The sequence below is a fragment of the Brucella pseudogrignonensis genome, assembly GCF_031454375.1.
Taxonomy (GTDB): domain Bacteria; phylum Pseudomonadota; class Alphaproteobacteria; order Rhizobiales; family Rhizobiaceae; genus Brucella; species Brucella pseudogrignonensis_A.
The window spans coordinates 127,610-144,379 of the sequence record NZ_JAVDQT010000007.1 but is presented as its reverse complement, the minus strand read 5'-3'; the positions used below and the strand labels follow the sequence as shown (position 1 = coordinate 144,379).

Sequence of the window (16,770 nt, the reverse complement as noted above, 5' to 3'; positions counted from 1 at the left end):
TCTAGCGCCTCTCAAGAGCAAATTCGCGCTCAAGACGCCGGGAGTGAATGGAGAGAATGAAACAAAATACGAAAAACGCACCACCGACAACAAGATATGCTTCACGATAGAAACCAAGCCACGCACCGTCAGCAATGGCCCCGCGTGCACCGCCGAGCACGTCGATCAAGCCAATGATGCTAATCAACGTTGTGTCTTTGATGGACTCGATAAAGGTGTTGATGATTGCAGGTAAAGCGATGCGAAATGCCTGCGGCAACACGATTAAACGTGAAATCAGGCCACCGGAAAGCCCCAAGCTCTTCCCCGCTTCTGACTGACCTCGAGGCACGGCTTCAAGGCCACCACGGATTGCTTCGGCAAGGTAGGCAGCCTGAAACAGGATCAGTGCCACCTGTGCACGCAGGATATTGTCCACCATATTGCCGCCGGGCAACAGGAAAGGCAGCATCGTTGATGCAATGAACAGCACAGCAATGAGTGGCAGACCGCGCACGATCTCGACATAGAGTGAGCAGAAACGCCGGACGATAGCGGCTTTCGACTGGCGGCCAAGGACAATCAAAACGGAAAGTGGAAGTGCCAACACAATACCGAAAGCAGACAGGCCAACAGTGAGCGGCAGACCACCCCAACGGCTCGTTGAGACTGCTGGCAGCCCCAAGATTCCACCCCGCATGAGTATGAGGCTGATCACCATGACTGCTACCCAAGCGAGTGCAAGTGCTGGTTTCCAGAAACGACGAAAGCCACTAAGAATGAGGATGGAAAGCACCAACACGACAGCGAGCGTAGGACGCCAGTACTGATCGATTGGGTAACTGCCAAAAAGGATAATATGATAGCGCTCATAGAGAAACGCCCAACAGGCTCCAGCCGCAGCTCTGCAAACATCGGGTGACGCCGGACCAAATACAGCGTTTACAAAGGCCCATTGATAGAAGTGCCAGATTAGGTAAAGAAGTCCGCCAGTGATGACTACTGTCAGCAGGGCATGGGGCCATGGATGAAAATAAGGCCGAAGCCAACCCGATACGAAGCCATCGGAGGGGCGTTGAAGTGTTGCAGAAGGTTCGCTCATGCTTTCACCAATTGTGCGCGCTTCTCCAACCAGCGGATAACCGCGGAGGTTATCAGGCTGAGCGACAAATAGATCAGAAGATAAATGGAGACGGTCTCAATAGCGCGACCTGTTTGGTTGAGCGCAGTATTCCCTACCGAAACCAGATCGGGGTAACCAATCAGGACGGCCAGTGTCGTATTCTTGATTGCGTTAAGATATTGATTAGCCAGTGGGGGCAGCATGAGCCGAAGCGCTTGTGGTGCAAGAACCAAATAGAGTGTGAGCAATGGATTGAGGCCGAGCGAGCTTGCCGCCTCTGTTTGCCCTTTTGGCAAAGCTGCAAGACTTCCGCGTACGATTTCAGCAATAAAACCAGAAGTGTAAAATGATAGGCCAATTAGCATCGCTATATATTCCGGTGTAAGGCCCACTCCGCCACGGAAATTAAACCCGGTCAGTGCTGGTTTCTGTATCTCTCCCCAACCAAGCGCAAAAATGATGACACCGAAAATAGCAGCAAGAGAAACGTAAAAGCCAATTGTGGCCCGTCGGGGAAAGTTTCCGGTTTCGTTGCGTCCTTTCACCATGAAGCGCCAGAATACATAGCCACTGATCAGACTTGCAATGAAGACAGTAGCCAGCGCAGGCCCACTATCTCCGAACAGAATTGTTGGTACATGGAGGCCACGGCTTGAGATGAACACAAAGTCCCCAAGTGCCCACGCCTGACGCGGTGCAGGAAGCACGCGGACAGCCGTTGCACAGACAACGAGAATGAGCAGCAGCGGTGTGTTGCGCGTGACCTCGATGTAGGTCTTTGCTATCGTGCGAAGCTGCGGATGAGCAGCACGTCCTGCAAGACCAATGAAAAGTCCGAGCACAGTGGACAATACAATAGCAGCAGCAGCCAGTTTAATTGTATTGAGCAAACCGACAAGCAATGCCCGGAAGTAGCTGTCTCCTGAACTAAAGGAAATCAATGACTCGCCAATCGGAAACGACGTAGCGCTCCACAAGAAGCTATAATCGATACTGATGCCGCGTGCAGCGAGATTGGACGCAAGATTGTGTGACAGCCACGCAAAAACTGCAATGGCTGCCACAACAAACAGCGCGTTTTGAAGGCGCTCGCTACGCATTAGCGCAACGGTGCTGCATACATAAGGCCACCCTTCGTCCACAGGTCATTGAGACCGCGTTCGAGCTTGAGAGGAGAAGCCTTACCAAGGTTGCGCTCAAAGCTCTCGCCGTAATTGCCAACGGCCGAGACAAGTTTAACAACCCAGTCTTCCGGCAAACCGAGATCTTTGCCGTTACCCGGTGTGGTGCCGAGTATCTGCTTAACTTCCGGATCAGTAGAATTTTTGGCAAGATCTTCAACATTAGCCTGCGTAATACCAAGCCGCTCGGCCTCCACCAAAGCGAACATAACCCATCGGGCTATGAGAAAAAGTTGCTCATCGCCACTTTTGACGGCAGGTGCATAAGGCTCCAGCGTTATGAAATTGGGGAAGATGATGTAATCGTCGACATTACCATTGCCAGCGCGTGATCCGGCGAGATTACCATAATTGCCGCCGAACGCATCACAACGTCCGCCAAAAAAAGCGGCATCAAGTTGCTCCCAGGCACTTAGAACAAGTGGTGTATAGTTGAGGCCGCGAGACTTGAAGAAATTCTCGGTGTTCACCTCAAAAGTTGAGCCCTGCAGGATGCATACCGTAGCGTCTGCCAGTTTTTCAGGACTATCAATACCAAGTGACTTTGGTACCATAAACGTATAGCCGTCAAAGTAGTTTGGTGAGGTGAAGCGTGCGCTCTGAGCACCTTCGCGGTTGAGTGTCGTAGTGGTATCATGAGCAAGAACGTCAATTTCACCTGATGACAGCAATACAAAGCGTTCGGCATAAGATGTTTGGCGATAGTTGACTTTAGACGCATCGCCAAGAATAGCCGCCGCCATCGCTTTACAATAGTCAATGTCAATACCAGCCAGCTCGCCATTCGCAGCTGGAGCTGAAAAGCCCGGAACGGCCTGACCCACGCCACAAACCAGAGTGCCCTTGGATTTGATCGCATCCAAAGCAGCACCAGCCTGTGCTGCTCCACTCAGTGCAGTCGCCCCCATTAGCGCAGCTGCACAAGCCATAATTCCCATTTTCAAAGTGCTCGTGATTTTCACGTTATTCCCCTTTGTTATTATGCGTTTAAATCAACCTCGCGGCGTCGCGCCGCTCGGCATTCATGCTGCAGATTGGGTGATGCAGATGTATTTCAGCTCAAGGAATTCTTCGATCCCGTACTTTGAGCCCTCCCGCCCGATGCCAGATTCTTTTACGCCGCCAAAAGGTGCGACCTCATTTGAAACCAAGCCTTCATTGACGCCGACAATGCCAGACTCTATTTGTTCAGCAACGCGCCACATCCGGTCGAGATCACGCGTAAAAATGTAAGCTGCGAGGCCGGATGTGGTGGCATTCGCGGCTTTGATGACGGCTTTTTCATCCGAAAACCGCTGTATGGGCGCAACTGGTCCGAAGGTTTCTTCGCTTTCAAAGAGCATCGTCGCATCGACATCAACAAGCACCGTAGGCTCGTAGAAAGTTTGTCCAAGCTCGTGTCGCTTGCCGCCCGCGACAACTTTGGCGCCCTTACTGACTGCGTCGGCTATGTGACGCTCCACCTTCGTCAGCGCGGCCTCATTGATTAAGGGACCTTGTTGTACACTCTCGCCAAAGCCATCGCCCACCTTTAATGCGCTGACTGCCGCAGAGAGGCGCTCAATGAAAGTGTCGTGAACGTTCTCATGAACATAAATGCGGTTCGGGCAAATGCAGGTTTGGCCGGTATTACGGAATTTTGCGTTGAGAACGCCTTGAACCGCAACATCAAGATCGGCGTCTTCAAACACGATAAGTGGGGCATTGCCGCCAAGCTCCATCGCTACTTTTTTGACCGTATTTGCCGATTGTTCAAGCAGAAGCTTTCCAACGCGGGTCGATCCTGTGAAGCTGATCTTGCGCACGATCTGGCTTGAGGTCATTTCGCCGCCGATTGCAGTAGCGTCACCTGTGACAATGTTGAAGACCCCTTTCGGAATACCCGCACGTTCGGCAAGTTCGGCCAGTGCGAGTGCCGAGTAAGGCGTAAATTCTGACGGTTTAACCACGACCGAACAGCCCGCAGCGAAAGCTGGTGCGCACTTTCGGGTAATCATTGCGGCTGGGAAATTCCAAGGTGTGATCGCCGCAACAACGCCTATTGGTTGCTTAAGAACCATGATACGAGACCGAGCACGCGGAGCCGGGATGAGATCTCCGTAGGCACGCTTTGCCTCTTCCGAAAACCATTCCGCAAAAGAAGCGGCATAACGGATTTCGGCCTGACTTTCCGCAAGCGGTTTGCCCTGCTCGGCAGTCATGATCGTTGCGAGATCGGAAAGATTAGCAATTATCAGGTCAAACCAACGGCGCAGTATGATCGCGCGCTCCATGGCTGGCAGCGCTGCCCATGCATGACGAGACTCCTCCGCACACTCAATTGCACGTCGCGTCTCATTAGCGCCCATATTCGGCACAGAACCGATCGCAAGGTTGGTTGCCGGATCAGTAACAACAACCGTCTCTCCATTGTCAGCAGCTATCCATTCGCCACCGATATATGCGTTGTTCCGCAGGAGTGAAGAATCTTTAAGGCGGTCCTCTAACCGCGGCGTAGCGTGGTGGTGGCTCATGTCGTTCCCAGTTTAAGCTTTTCTTTGTTAAGTGTTATAACACACAACAAATCTCAGCCTGTCAATACACGCTTTTTGCTATTTTATTGCCAGGCAAACAGCAGGGATAGTCGAGACGTTTTCGATAACGCTCGCTTCGGCAAAGCCATTTGGTTAATATTTATATTTCTTAATTTTGGAAGATTTAGCTGTGCTTTAAAGCTTATTGGGCTGTTTTCTGGTCGCTTTTTAGATATTATTTTATATAGGAATAATATTTGATTTATGTCGTTATTTGATTTGCCCAATATTCTCTATAAAGCAAATATGAATCGCTATGAATTGAGTATGTTTCACTTTCCACTTCAGGAATAGTTGATCCCGCAAGTAATCCTGCTCCGAGCGCAGTGCCGGTGCTGCCGGATACAGCTGTAACGTCACGCTCGGTGAAACCGGACAGTGCTGAAAGATAAATCGGGTTTTTTGCAAATGGCCCCTCAACGATAGTTGGACCACCTGCTTTTAGTAAATCGAGGCAGGTCGCTGTCATTAAAGCCGCATAAAGGCATGTTGCAACATAACGCTCTTCTAAGCTTGCAGAAGCAGCATTTATCCATCGAAGTGAACTGTTAGGATAAGGGCCGCTGCCAGAAATAGCTGCCGGAAGCGCCATGATTTTATGTTTGATGACGGTGTCTAGTGCCTTTGCTATTTGGTTTGGTGTCGGCGTTTTGATGCCATCCGTCATGATATCAAACTCGCGCCCACCCATGTAACGCGCAGAAGGCACCGCCCGCCCATAAGCATCGACATTGGCCAGTGTATCGCGTTTGGGATCAAGTCCTTCGAGATCGCCACCAACGGCAAAGCACACCACCCATGTGCCGGTTGATACGACAGAAAAAGGCGGATCTCTGCCCAAAAGGTGCGCCAGTAGCGACGCATTGGAATCATGAATACCGCAGTAAACTGGAACCGGAACAGATAAGCCGATTTCATCCGACAGATCCCGATGCATCTGCCCCAAAACGTCGAATGCCGAACGTAAAGGCGGAAACTTGTCTTCAAGGCCAAGGGTTTCAACTAGCGATGAATAGGTGCCTGTTTTCGGAAGCCAAAGATCCGTATGGCAACCAAGTGATGTTGCTTCAACCGATGGTACGCTCGTCAACCGATACGCCCAATATTGCGGGTAGGTGAGGATCTGGCTCACATTGGCAAATTTTTCCGGAAACGCGGTTTTCAAATAATGGAGCTGTGCGCCAAGATTTAGTCCAGCGCCCAGTGATGGTGAAAAGGTTTCCGCAAATGGTGGCTTAATGCGAGCGTAAGCAGCCCGGATTTCCGGTGTATATTCATGCTCATAATCGAGCACTGGCATTGCGAGCTTACCCGTATCGTTCAGCAAAGCCGCACAGGCACCGTGGGTTGTGATAGAGATAGCGTCAAAGCCCGGATTGTGTGCAAAATCAGTGAGGCTTTTCAGAAAAAACTGCCAGAGCGCTTCGATGTCATGATGCGGATAAGGCCCATCGCGCAAAACTTTGTTTGGCGTACGATGAACAGTGATTTCACTCCCTGTTTCTGCATCAAGCAGCACAGCCTTGGCATTTGTTTTGCCAATATCAAGAATGGCAATGCGTTTCATAGCATATGAAAGACGGGTTTGAGGTCGATGGAAACCGGAGAATTATCGGTATTCGTTTCCATGATGTCAGCCATATGCGCCCACCATTTTTTCATGATGGGATGATCGGGCAGCGAAGCCATGCTGTGCGTCTTCGTGCGGGTAAGCGTTCCAAAAAGAAGGTGCGTTTCTTCATCTAGCCAGATCGAATAATCGGACACACCAGCTTCGTGCAGCAGATCAACAAGCTCCGGCCAGATTTCATCGTGGCGACGCCGGTATTCAGCTTCCTGACCTGCATGAAGTTTCATGCGAAAAGCATAGCGCTCAGTTGTCATGATTTACGCCTTGCTTTGAACTTGCGGCCAAGGATTGGCAGCGAGATCGTGATGATCAACAAAAGCCCGATGAAGATCGACATAACGATGCCCGGCACGTTGAGAAGCCCCAAGCCGAATGTCACAAGCCCCATCACAAAAGCCGCGATCACCACGCCGATGATGCTGCCTGCGCCGCCGAGGATCGACACACCGCCGAGCACGACCATCGTGATGATCTCAAGTTCCCAGCCCTGAGCAATCGATGGGCGGGTGGAACCGAGGCGCGAAGTGAGGCAGACGGCTGCAATGCCACTCATCAGCCCCGTCAGCATGAACAGAGTGAACTTCATGCGCTCAACCGGAATTCCCGAGAAGCGTGCGGCGAATTCATTGTTGCCGATCGCATAAACACGGCGGCCAAAGCTGGTTGCGTGAAGCAGCACGCCAAAAATCAGTGCGAAGGCGATGAACAACACAAATTCAAACGAGAAAACCCAGACGACATATCCCTGTCCGAAATAAGCGAAGTTTTCCGGATAGCCGCCATAGGCTTTGTCGCCCAGCACAATATAGGAAATGCCACGAAACAGGCTCATCGTACCGATGGTGACAACGATGGACGGAAGCTTAAGTCCGGCCACAAGCCCGCCATTGATCGCCCCGCAAACGAGACCTGTACCGATGCCGATCAACACGAGACCGGGCGTGCCTACACCCAGCTGTGCTGCGGCCCCCATGGCGGTCGATGCTAAAGCAATGATAGCAGCGACCGACAGATCGATCTCACCGGAGATAATCAACAACGTCATTGCAAAGGCAATGAGCGCTTTTTCGGTGAAATTGAACGTTGCGTCTGAAAGGTTCCATGCATTGAGGAAATATGGCGAGGCAAATGAATTGGCGATGAAAATCGCAATCGCTACGCCAAGCAACAACATTTCCCAACTGGCGAACAGCCGCGTGTAGGACGTTCCCAGCCGATCCGGGATATGACGGCGTTCCGTTATCTCGCTCACGCTGCTGGCTCCTCATAAGTCTTTGCGGCCTTGTCGCGTAGAATGATACGTCCGCCGCGTTTCTCCTGTCGGGCATTGAAGATCACGGCTGCGATGATAACCGCACCGGAAATCGCCATTTGCCAGAAGGGTGAGATGTTGATGACGGGCAGGGCGTTTTTGATGACGCCGAGAAACAGCGCACCCAGTACTGCGCCAAAGGCCGTGCCAATGCCGCCGATGATTGAAATTCCGCCGATCACGCAGGCAGCAACGCTGTCGAGTTCAAATCCGTTGGCTATATCGACATAAGCAACCGCATAGCGTGAAACCCAGAGATAACCGCACAACCCTGCCAATGAGCCGGACAGCACAAAGGCGAAGAAGCGCGTACGGCCCACATCGATACCGGCATAGACTGCAGCTGTCGGATTGCCACCTGATGCATAAAGGGCCCGGCCAAAAAAGCTGCGAGTGAGCAATACATAGATGAGGCCGATAATCAGCAGCGCCGTCCAGCCAAGGAGCGGAAGTCCCAGAAACACCGTGCGAGGCGTATTGAGAAACGGCCCGGTCATCTGATGAGCATTGACCCAACTGCCACCCGACAGAACAAAGGCCATGCCGCGATATATGGTCAGTGTGCCAAGTGTAACCACGATGGCGGGAATATCCAGCTTCCAAACCAGAATACCATTGATCGCACCCAGAATGGCACCAATACCCACGGCTGCAACAATCAGTACGACCAGTGGTATTTCAGGGAAGGCGGCATTGAGCATCGCCACCGCCATGCCGGTAAATGCCAGATTGGCCGCGACCGAAAGATCGATGGACTTTGTCAGGATTACAGACATCTGACCCAGAGCCAGAATAATCAGGATCGACGTGTCGTTGAAAATGTTCGCGAGATTGCGCGGTGAGCTGAAACCCGGCGCGCGCATTGAGAACAGCCCGATCATGATTGCAATGATGACAAGAAGCAGGAGTTCGCGCTGTTTGAGAAGCTTTTTCATATCTTACTCCGCATTCTCACCGGCATTTCCAGTGGCCGCGCGCACCAGAACTTCGGCATCAAGGTCGGTACGATCAAAAATACCTTCCACCAGCCCTTCGCGCATCACCATGACGCGATCCGACATGCCTATAATTTCGGGTAACTCGGACGAGATCATAATGATGCTCAGACCTTCCGCAGCTAACTCACTGATAAATTCATGCACGGCGGCTTTCGAGCCAATGTCGATGCCTTTTGTCGGTTCATCGAGAATGATGACCTTTGGATGGGTCGCGAGCCATTTACCGATAACCACCTTCTGCTGATTGCCGCCGGAAAGCGTTCCCACCGGCACCGAAAGTGCGGCAGCACGCAAGTCAAACCGCTCGGCATATTTTCGTGCCAGCTTAAATTCCTGTGCAACGCGCAGGAAGCCATCGCGTGATGTACGCTTAAGCGAGGGCAGGGAGATGTTCTGGAAAATCGGCATTTGCAAAATAGCACCATGCCGCCCGCGTTCTTCCGGCACATAGACAATGCCTTGAGCAATTGCATCGCCTGAGCGGCGGATTTTGATTTCCTTGCCTTCCAGCACAACCTGACCGGATGAGGGCGTCGTCATGCCAAACAGCGATTGAGCGAACTCAGAACGACCAGCGCCCACCAGACCATAGACACCGAGGATTTCACCGCGCCGCAGTTCAAAGGATATGTCGCGAAACTCGGTCGGATGAGAATAATTCGTAACCTTCAGCACCGTGTCGCCAAGCGCAACATCCTGCTTGGGAAAAGCTTTTTCCACCGAACGTCCAACCATCAGCCGGACGATTTCGCGTTCATTCATCTCTGACAATAGTCCGTGCCCGACCGCACAACCATCGCGGAAAACCGCATACCGATCCGCTATCTCATAGACTTCATCAAATTTGTGACTGATGAACAGGATTGCTTTGCCCTGTGATTTCAGCCGCTTGACGATGCGGAAAAGATCATCGACTTCCTTGCGCGACAGAGCTGCTGTCGGCTCATCCATAATGACGACGCGGGAATCCACCGAAAGCGCGCGCGCAATCGCCACCAGATGTCGCTGCGCGATGGAAAGTTCTCGCAGCTTGATACGTGCATCAACCGTGATTTCCAGCGAAGAGAGCAGAGCCTGTGCCCGTGCAAAAACTGCCGCCCAATTGACGAAACCAAGCTTCGTGCGGGGCGCGTGGCCAAGATAGATATTCTCGCCAACGGATAATTCGTCGAAAAGCACTGTTTCCTGATGAATGGCGGTTACACCGGCGTCGGTCGCATCCTGCGCAGTCGAAAAATGAACTGGCTGATCATCAATCAGAATTTCGCCTTCGTCCGGGTGATAAATTCCCGTCAGAATTTTGACGAGCGTCGACTTGCCCGCTCCGTTTTCGCCGATCAGTGCTGTTACCTGGCCTGGATAGAGCGCGATATTGACGTTATCAAGCGCTCGCACTCCGGGAAATGTCTTGGCAATGCCGCGCATTTCCAGCAAAGGCGTATCCGGATGGCTGGCAGGCAACACCGATTGCCCGCTTTTCTGCAAAGCTGCATTCATCAGAAATACCTGAATTCAATTCGGAAAATGATGGCGGTGCAAGAATATCCCTCGCACCGCCAGCCTCAGTCTTAGAATTAAAAGACCTTAGAGAATTCGTCGATGTTCGATGCGTCATAGACAAATGGATCGCTCATCGCGGCTTCGCCGTTTTCGCCGATCTTGATCTTACCCATGCGACCGGCTTCGATTTCCGAGCCCGGCTTGCCGTCTGCATCACCCTTTACGAGATGATAGGCAATCTGCGTTGCAGAATAACCCAGATCGATCGGGTTCCAGATCGCGAATTCCTTGGTTGCACCTGACTTAATAGCGCCTGCCATTTCAGACGGTAGGCCAAGGCCGGTTACATAAACATCGCCGATTTTGCCCGCGTCTTTGACAGCCTGCGAGGCAGCAAGCACGCCAACCGTGGTTGGAGCGACAATTACCTTCACATTAGGGTTGGAGGTGAGGAGGCCTTGCGCTTCACGGTAGCTCTTATCGGCAAGGTCATCACCGTAAACGGTGGTGACGAGATTAAGGCCCGGAAAATCCTTGAGCTGCTTCTTCATCTCGTCAATCCAGATATTCTGGTTGGTCGAGGTGGTTGTTGCCGAAAGGATCGCGAAATCACCCTTACCATCTGGCAAATGATGCGCTGCGAGCGTCAGGCACATTTTGCCGATCAGATCGTTCGATGATGGATTGAGATGAACAATGCGGCCTTCAGGCGCGACACCGGAATCCCACGAGATAACCTTGATACCGCGCTGTGCAGCCTTCTTGAGTGCTGGAACGACCGCATCCGGATCGTTTGCAGAGATTGCAATCGCATCCACGCCTTGCGCAATCAGCGAATTGATAACTTCAATCTGACCTTCGGCAGTTGTTGTCGTTGGGCCAGTATAGATGACTTCAACGCCACCCAGTTCCTTGGCAGCTTCCTGTGCACCTTTATTGGCCGCTTCAAAAAAGCCATTGCCCAGCGACTTCGCAACAAGTGCGATTTTCATATCAGCAGCCTGCGCCGCAGTTGCCATGAAAGCAACAGCCAGCGCTGTACTCAATACCAGTTTTTTGAAAAGTTTCATGTCCCATTCCTCCCGATTAAGAACAATCCGATTTATATTAAAGCTTAGGCAACCTCTGTGGTCTCTCCCCGATCGTTACCTTTGCCAGCATTTGCAGAGACAGGCGTTACAATGAGCCTGATACCTGCATTTTCGACCATCCGCCGCGCATCATCCGAAATACCGTCATCTGTGATCAGCGTGCTGACCCGATCAAGAGGGCAGAGGATGAGGCTTGAACGGCGGGTAAATTTTGATGAATCGACCATCAGGACGATTTCGTCCGCTTGACCCATCAGTTTCTGTTCACTTTGAATAACAAGAGCGTCTGCTTCCATCACGCCAAGCGGGCTGATGCCCTGACACCCCAGAAACATGCGGCGTCCGTAAAAGTTGCGGATCACGTCATTATCGAATGGCGACAGAATAAGGCTTTGCTCGCGATAAATAGCGCCGCCCGGAACCAGCACAGTGCTTTTCGACTGCCGCAAAAGATGCTCAGCGATTGCAAAGGAGTTGGTCAGCACTTGCAAGCGCCGTGCTGCAAGGTAATGCACCATCTGGAACGTGGTTGAGCCACCATTTATGATAATGCTGTCACCTTCTTCGCAAAGCGATACGGCTTCGCGTGCAATTGCGCGTTTGCAGTCCGTATTCTCGGCTTCCGATACTTTAAAGGAACGACCTGCAAGATTGCTGAGTTGCGGTGGATGAACAGCTTCTGCGCCACCACGAACGCGTTTAATGCGGCCTTGCATATGAAGAGATGCAATATCACGTCGCAGCGTCGCCTCAGACGCTTCCGTCAGTTCTACAAGATCCTGAATGGTGATCACCGGCTTTTCCTGAACTGCACTCAGGATAATACGGTGGCGCTCTCTCTCGTGCATGGCTCCTCCTTTTTCATGTATCAAACATAAAAGGGGAAGCTGTCAATCACAAACAATCAATAGCGATATAAAATTTACTATTGTTGATCGATTATGATTATTTTTGATTGACACCTTCAGTTACATAACGCCATATCTGCCTGAAATATGATCGGTTGGGCGTAAACAGCGTTCAATCAGGTCTTCACCATATATCGGGAGGATGAGATGGTGGCGCAAAATAGGCTGTTGGATAATCGATGGGACGACGCGAAAGCGGCAACGCTGGATGAACCCGGAAAATTGCTTTACCGCTCAAACCTGCTCGGTTCCGATAAGCGGATCACCAATTATGGTGGTGGTAATACATCAGCCAAGGTACAGGAAACCGACCCACTCACCGGAAAGACCGTTCCGGTACTTTGGGTTAAAGGCTCTGGTGGCGATGTCGGCACTATAAAGCTTGATGGTTTTTCGACACTTTATCAGGACAAGCTCGACGCGTTGAAGGGCATCTATAAAGGCGTTGAAGACGAAGACCGTATGGTCGGCTTCCTCCCGCACTGCACATTCAATCTCAACCCGCGTGCGGCGTCTATCGACACGCCACTGCATGGTTTTGTACCATTTACGCATGTTGACCACATGCATCCTGATGCGATCATCGCAATTGCCGCATCAAAGAACTCCCGCGAGCTGACTGCTGAGATTTTTGGTGATGAAATTGGCTGGCTGCCATGGCGCCGTCCGGGCTTCCAGCTTGGTCTCGATCTTGAAGCCTTTGTGAAAGCAAATCCAAACGCCAAGGGCGTAGTCCTTGAAAGTCATGGTCTTTTTACTTGGGCCAATGACGCTAAGGACTGCTATGAATTGACACTTGCCATTATTAACGAGGCTATCGAATGGCTTGATAAGAAGGGTGGAGGCAAGGCCGCTTTTGGCGGTCCCGTGACCCAAAGCCTTGATGCTTCAGAACGCCGTGCAATTGCTGCGCGTCTCATGCCAGAGATACGCGGATTGATCGGAAAGGAAGAGCGCAAGCTTGGCCATTTCGATGATCAGGATGCGGTTCTGCAATTCGTAAATTCAAAAGAACTACAGCCACTCGCACGCCTTGGCACATCTTGCCCAGATCACTTCCTGCGCACGAAAATTCGTCCGCTTGTGGTCGATTTCGATCCCGCGAAACCGGATGTTGATGGTGTCGTTGCAGGTCTTGAAGCTTCACTCGAAGCCTATCGTGCTGATTACACGCGCTATTATGAGAGCTGCAAGCACGACAATTCACCGAAAATGCGAGATCCCAACCCGGTCATTTTCCTGATCCCCGGCGTCGGCATGTTGTCTTTTGCGCGCGACAAAGCGACAGCGCGTATTGCCGGTGAGTTCTACGTTAACGCGATCAATGTCATGCGCGGAGCATCATCCGTATCTGAATATCAGGGGCTGCCCGAACAGGAAGCCTTCGATATTGAATATTGGCTCCTTGAAGAAGCCAAACTCCAGCGTATGCCAAAGCCAAAAAGCCTAGCCGGGCGCATTGCGTTGATTACCGGCGGTGCAGGTGGAATCGGCTATGCCACCGCTGAACGTCTGGCAGGTGAGGGTGCTTGCGTGGTTCTGGCAGATATCGACGCAGAATCGCTCAAAACCGCTCACGCAAATCTCTCCAAGCATTTTGGTTCCGATCAGGTTCGCAGCGTTGAGCTGAACGTCACCAATGAAAGTGCGGTCATCAATGCTTTCACAGAGGCAAGTGTTGAACTTGGTGGCATCGATATACTGGTTTCAAATGCTGGCATTGCATCGTCTGCTTCGGTCGAAAATACCGAGCTTTCGATGTGGAACCGCAATATCGACATACTTGCTACAGGATATTTTCTTGTTTCTCGCGAAGCATTCAGGTTATTCCGACGTCAGAACCTCGGCGGTAACGTGGTTTTCGTCGCTTCCAAGAATGGGCTCGCCGCTTCACCCGGCGCATCCGCCTATTGCACGGCAAAGGCTGCGGAAATCCATCTGGCGCGCTGCCTTGCGCTTGAAGGTGCCGAAGCTGGCATTCGTGTGAACGTGGTCAACCCGGATGCTGTGCTGCGTGGCTCGAAAATCTGGGACGGCGAATGGCGCGAACAGCGCGCAGCGTCATCGAAGATTGATGTGACGGAACTGGAAGAACATTATCGCAAGCGCTCGCTGCTCAAACTCAATGTTCTGCCGGAAGATATTGCTGAAGCGATCTACTTCCTTTCAAGCGATGCATCGGCCAAGTCCACCGGCAACATTATCAATGTTGACGCCGGAAATCAGGTGAGCTTCCCGCGCTAATTACTCGGAAGGCAGGTAAGGCGATCTTGCCTTCCTGTCTTTTATCCAAGAAATTGAGGACATTCTGGGAGGAACCATGTCCGAACAACGTATTGCAGCCAATTTCATTGCTGAACACAATTCTGGCTTTGAGAATGCACAAAGGAGCGACTATCAGGCTCTTGGCGAACAGCTTGCCCGCCGCGGCATCGAGATTGAAAAAATCACTGAGAAAGTTGCAAAATATTTTGTCGCTGTACCCTCTTGGGGAACAGGGACTGGCGGTACACGCTTTGGCCGTTTCCCCGGTCGCGGAGAGCCGCGCGGGATTTTCGACAAACTTGACGACTGTTCGGTCATCAACGAACTTTCACGCGCAACGCCGAATGTTTCGCTGCATATTCCGTGGGATAAGACTGACCCGAAAAAACTCAAAGCCCATGCGGAAGCACTCGGGCTTGGTTTTGACGCGATGAACTCAAACACGTTCTCAGATTCGGCTGATCAGCAGCATTCTTATAAATATGGTTCGCTTACCCATGTTGATCCGGCCGTGCGTGCGCAGGCCGTTGAACACAATATTGAGTGTATTGAGATCGGAAATGCCATTGGTTCGAAGGCATTGACCGTCTGGCTTGGCGATGGTTCAAACTTCCCTGGTCAGCAGAATTTCACCCGCGCATTCGAGCGTTATCTGCATTCGATGGGTGAAATCTATAAAGCGCTCCCGGATGACTGGCGGCTGTTCTCTGAGCACAAAATGTATGAGCCAGCCTTCTATTCAACAGTCGTTCAGGATTGGGGCACGAATTACCTTATCGCCTCGACCCTTGGTCCAAAGGCGCAATGTCTGGTCGATCTTGGCCACCATGCACCAAACACCAACATTGAAATGATCGTGGCACGGTTGATCCAATTCGGAAAGCTCGGTGGTTTCCATTTCAATGACAGCAAATATGGTGACGACGATCTCGATGCGGGATCGATTGATCCATACCGTCTGTTCCTCGTTTTCAACGAGCTGGTCGATGCAGATTATCGCGGTGTAAAGGATTTCCATCCTGAACATATGATCGATCAGTCGCATAATGTGACCGACCCGATAGAAAGCCTGATTTCGTCAGCTAATGAAACCCGCCGTGCTTATACGCAGGCTTTGTTGGTGGATCGGGAAGCGCTGGAAACCTATCAGCAGGAAAACGATGCCCTGATGGCATCCGATACGTTGAAGCGCGCTTATCGTACCGACGTCGAGCCAATTCTTGCAGAAGCGCGTCGACGTACCGGCGGAGCAATCGAGCCGATTGCAGCTTATCGGGCCAGCGGTTATCGCGAGAAGGTTGCGAAAGAACGCCCTGAAAGCAGAAGTGACAGTGGTGCCTTTAATTAGAAAAGGCATCTGGGGATAAAATTACCGCTGCTGATATTAGGTTCATACTGTCGACGTTGTATGGGCTTTCAGCAGCGGATTTGCTAGCAAGATTATAGTATTTTTCTAAGAATAGATCTATGATCAAGACGCTTAGATCTTAATGTATTCACTTCAGCCATTCATTCAGCTCGATTTCAGCGCGTTCCAATGCGCTATAATTCAAAAGCTTTCGTAACAGTGCGACGGTTACTGCCCGCGAGCGTAAATTGAAGCGTCCTTCATCCGGCTCACCTTTTTCCTGATAGACACCAAGCTTTTCGTAAAGCTGTTGTAAGCGGTTTTGAACGCTTCTGAGCGACAGGTTGCGACGGCGCGCAATAACGCGGTCGGTCAGGCCAAGTGCTATATCGATCAGGATTTCATATTCGCTTTCACTAAAGCCGCTGGTATGGCCGAGGCTCTTTTGCTGTAAGCCGCGCACTTCACGATCAATCACGCATTGTGCTTCGACAAAAATGCTGCGGAGTGCCAAGCGCAGCTTGTCGTCGGACGCCGATTTCAGCACATAGCCGTAGGCCGCACCTTCCGGCACGATACGCGAGACACCGCGCACATAGGCTTCATCAGCGTAGTTAGACCAGAAAAGAATGCGGGTCTCCGGATTTTCTTTCCAGATGGTGCGTGCGGCTTCAATACCGTTACGCCCGCTCATCTGCAGGTCCATCACAATATGCGCTGCACGGTGCATTCGGGCCAGCTTTTCACCAGTCGAGCCATTATCCGCTTCCAGCACATCACTGCATTCGGGCAGTGCCGCACGGATCGCTTCGCCCAGATAGGTACGATGCAACGGATCATCCTCTACGATCAAAACCTGCAT

The 16,770-nt window shown here is 51.6% G+C and carries 14 protein-coding genes; 2 read left to right on the top strand and 12 right to left on the bottom strand.

All coding sequences use genetic code 11. The features are described from left to right. Window position 1: 1 nt before the first annotated feature. The 11 genes from J2782_RS17765 to J2782_RS17715 all read right to left on the bottom strand — a co-directional run bounded on the left by J2782_RS17765 (window position 2) and on the right by J2782_RS17715 (window position 12,235). Window positions 2–1,081, bottom strand: coding sequence for an amino acid ABC transporter permease (locus J2782_RS17765; protein ID WP_310014971.1), 1,080 nt, complete (start codon window positions 1,079–1,081; stop codon window positions 2–4). After that, complete coding sequence (locus J2782_RS17760; protein ID WP_310014969.1) at window positions 1,078–2,202, bottom strand: amino acid ABC transporter permease; 1,125 nt, start codon at window positions 2,200–2,202, stop codon at window positions 1,078–1,080. Before J2782_RS17760 ends, J2782_RS17765 begins: the two co-directional genes overlap by 4 nt. After that, window positions 2,202–3,245: an amino acid ABC transporter substrate-binding protein gene (locus J2782_RS17755; RefSeq protein ID WP_310014967.1), complete on the bottom strand. Its 1,044-nt coding sequence runs from the start codon at window positions 3,243–3,245 to the stop codon at window positions 2,202–2,204. Before J2782_RS17755 ends, J2782_RS17760 begins: the two co-directional genes overlap by 1 nt. A 60-nt stretch (window positions 3,246–3,305) precedes the next feature. Beyond that, window positions 3,306–4,796 carry an NAD-dependent succinate-semialdehyde dehydrogenase gene (locus J2782_RS17750; RefSeq protein WP_310014966.1) on the bottom strand — a complete coding sequence of 497 codons (1,491 nt, stop codon included), beginning with the start codon at window positions 4,794–4,796 and terminating at the stop codon, window positions 3,306–3,308. A gap of 262 nt (window positions 4,797–5,058) precedes the next feature. Then, window positions 5,059–6,423 (bottom strand): FGGY-family carbohydrate kinase, encoded by a 1,365-nt coding sequence (locus J2782_RS17745; protein ID WP_310014964.1) that lies wholly within the window; start codon window positions 6,421–6,423, stop codon window positions 5,059–5,061. Next, a complete protein-coding gene (gene rhaM, locus J2782_RS17740) occupies window positions 6,420–6,740 on the bottom strand; it encodes an L-rhamnose mutarotase (RefSeq protein ID WP_310014963.1) in 321 nt (106 codons plus the stop codon). Before rhaM ends, J2782_RS17745 begins: the two co-directional genes overlap by 4 nt. Further along, window positions 6,737–7,738 carry an ABC transporter permease gene (locus J2782_RS17735; RefSeq protein ID WP_310014962.1) on the bottom strand — a complete coding sequence of 334 codons (1,002 nt, stop codon included), beginning with the start codon at window positions 7,736–7,738 and terminating at the stop codon, window positions 6,737–6,739. The genes rhaM and J2782_RS17735 overlap by 4 nt, the downstream gene beginning before the upstream one ends. After that, window positions 7,735–8,733, bottom strand: coding sequence for an ABC transporter permease (locus tag J2782_RS17730; RefSeq protein WP_310014960.1), 999 nt, complete (start codon window positions 8,731–8,733; stop codon window positions 7,735–7,737). Before J2782_RS17730 ends, J2782_RS17735 begins: the two co-directional genes overlap by 4 nt. A gap of 3 nt (window positions 8,734–8,736) precedes the next feature. Further along, window positions 8,737–10,293: a sugar ABC transporter ATP-binding protein gene (locus J2782_RS17725; protein ID WP_310014958.1), complete on the bottom strand. Its 1,557-nt coding sequence runs from the start codon at window positions 10,291–10,293 to the stop codon at window positions 8,737–8,739. Between the two features lie 77 nt (window positions 10,294–10,370). Then, complete coding sequence (gene rhaS, locus J2782_RS17720) at window positions 10,371–11,366, bottom strand: rhamnose ABC transporter substrate-binding protein (protein WP_310014956.1); 996 nt, start codon at window positions 11,364–11,366, stop codon at window positions 10,371–10,373. 44 nt (window positions 11,367–11,410) lie between these two features. Continuing rightward, window positions 11,411–12,235, bottom strand: coding sequence for a DeoR/GlpR family DNA-binding transcription regulator (locus J2782_RS17715; protein ID WP_310014954.1), 825 nt, complete (start codon window positions 12,233–12,235; stop codon window positions 11,411–11,413). A 207-nt stretch (window positions 12,236–12,442) separates the two neighbouring features. Here J2782_RS17715 and J2782_RS17710 point away from each other — a divergent pair, with 207 nt between their 5' ends. Together J2782_RS17710 and rhaI are read left to right on the top strand one after the other, a co-directional pair. Further along, complete coding sequence (locus J2782_RS17710; RefSeq protein WP_310014953.1) at window positions 12,443–14,539, top strand: bifunctional rhamnulose-1-phosphate aldolase/short-chain dehydrogenase; 2,097 nt, start codon at window positions 12,443–12,445, stop codon at window positions 14,537–14,539. Between the two features lie 76 nt (window positions 14,540–14,615). Then, window positions 14,616–15,908: an L-rhamnose catabolism isomerase gene (gene rhaI / locus J2782_RS17705; protein ID WP_310014952.1), complete on the top strand. Its 1,293-nt coding sequence runs from the start codon at window positions 14,616–14,618 to the stop codon at window positions 15,906–15,908. A gap of 148 nt (window positions 15,909–16,056) precedes the next feature. Here rhaI and J2782_RS17700 read toward each other — a convergent pair whose 3' ends face one another. Then, window positions 16,057–16,770, bottom strand: a complete 714-nt coding sequence (locus J2782_RS17700; protein ID WP_310014950.1) for a response regulator — start codon at window positions 16,768–16,770, stop codon at window positions 16,057–16,059.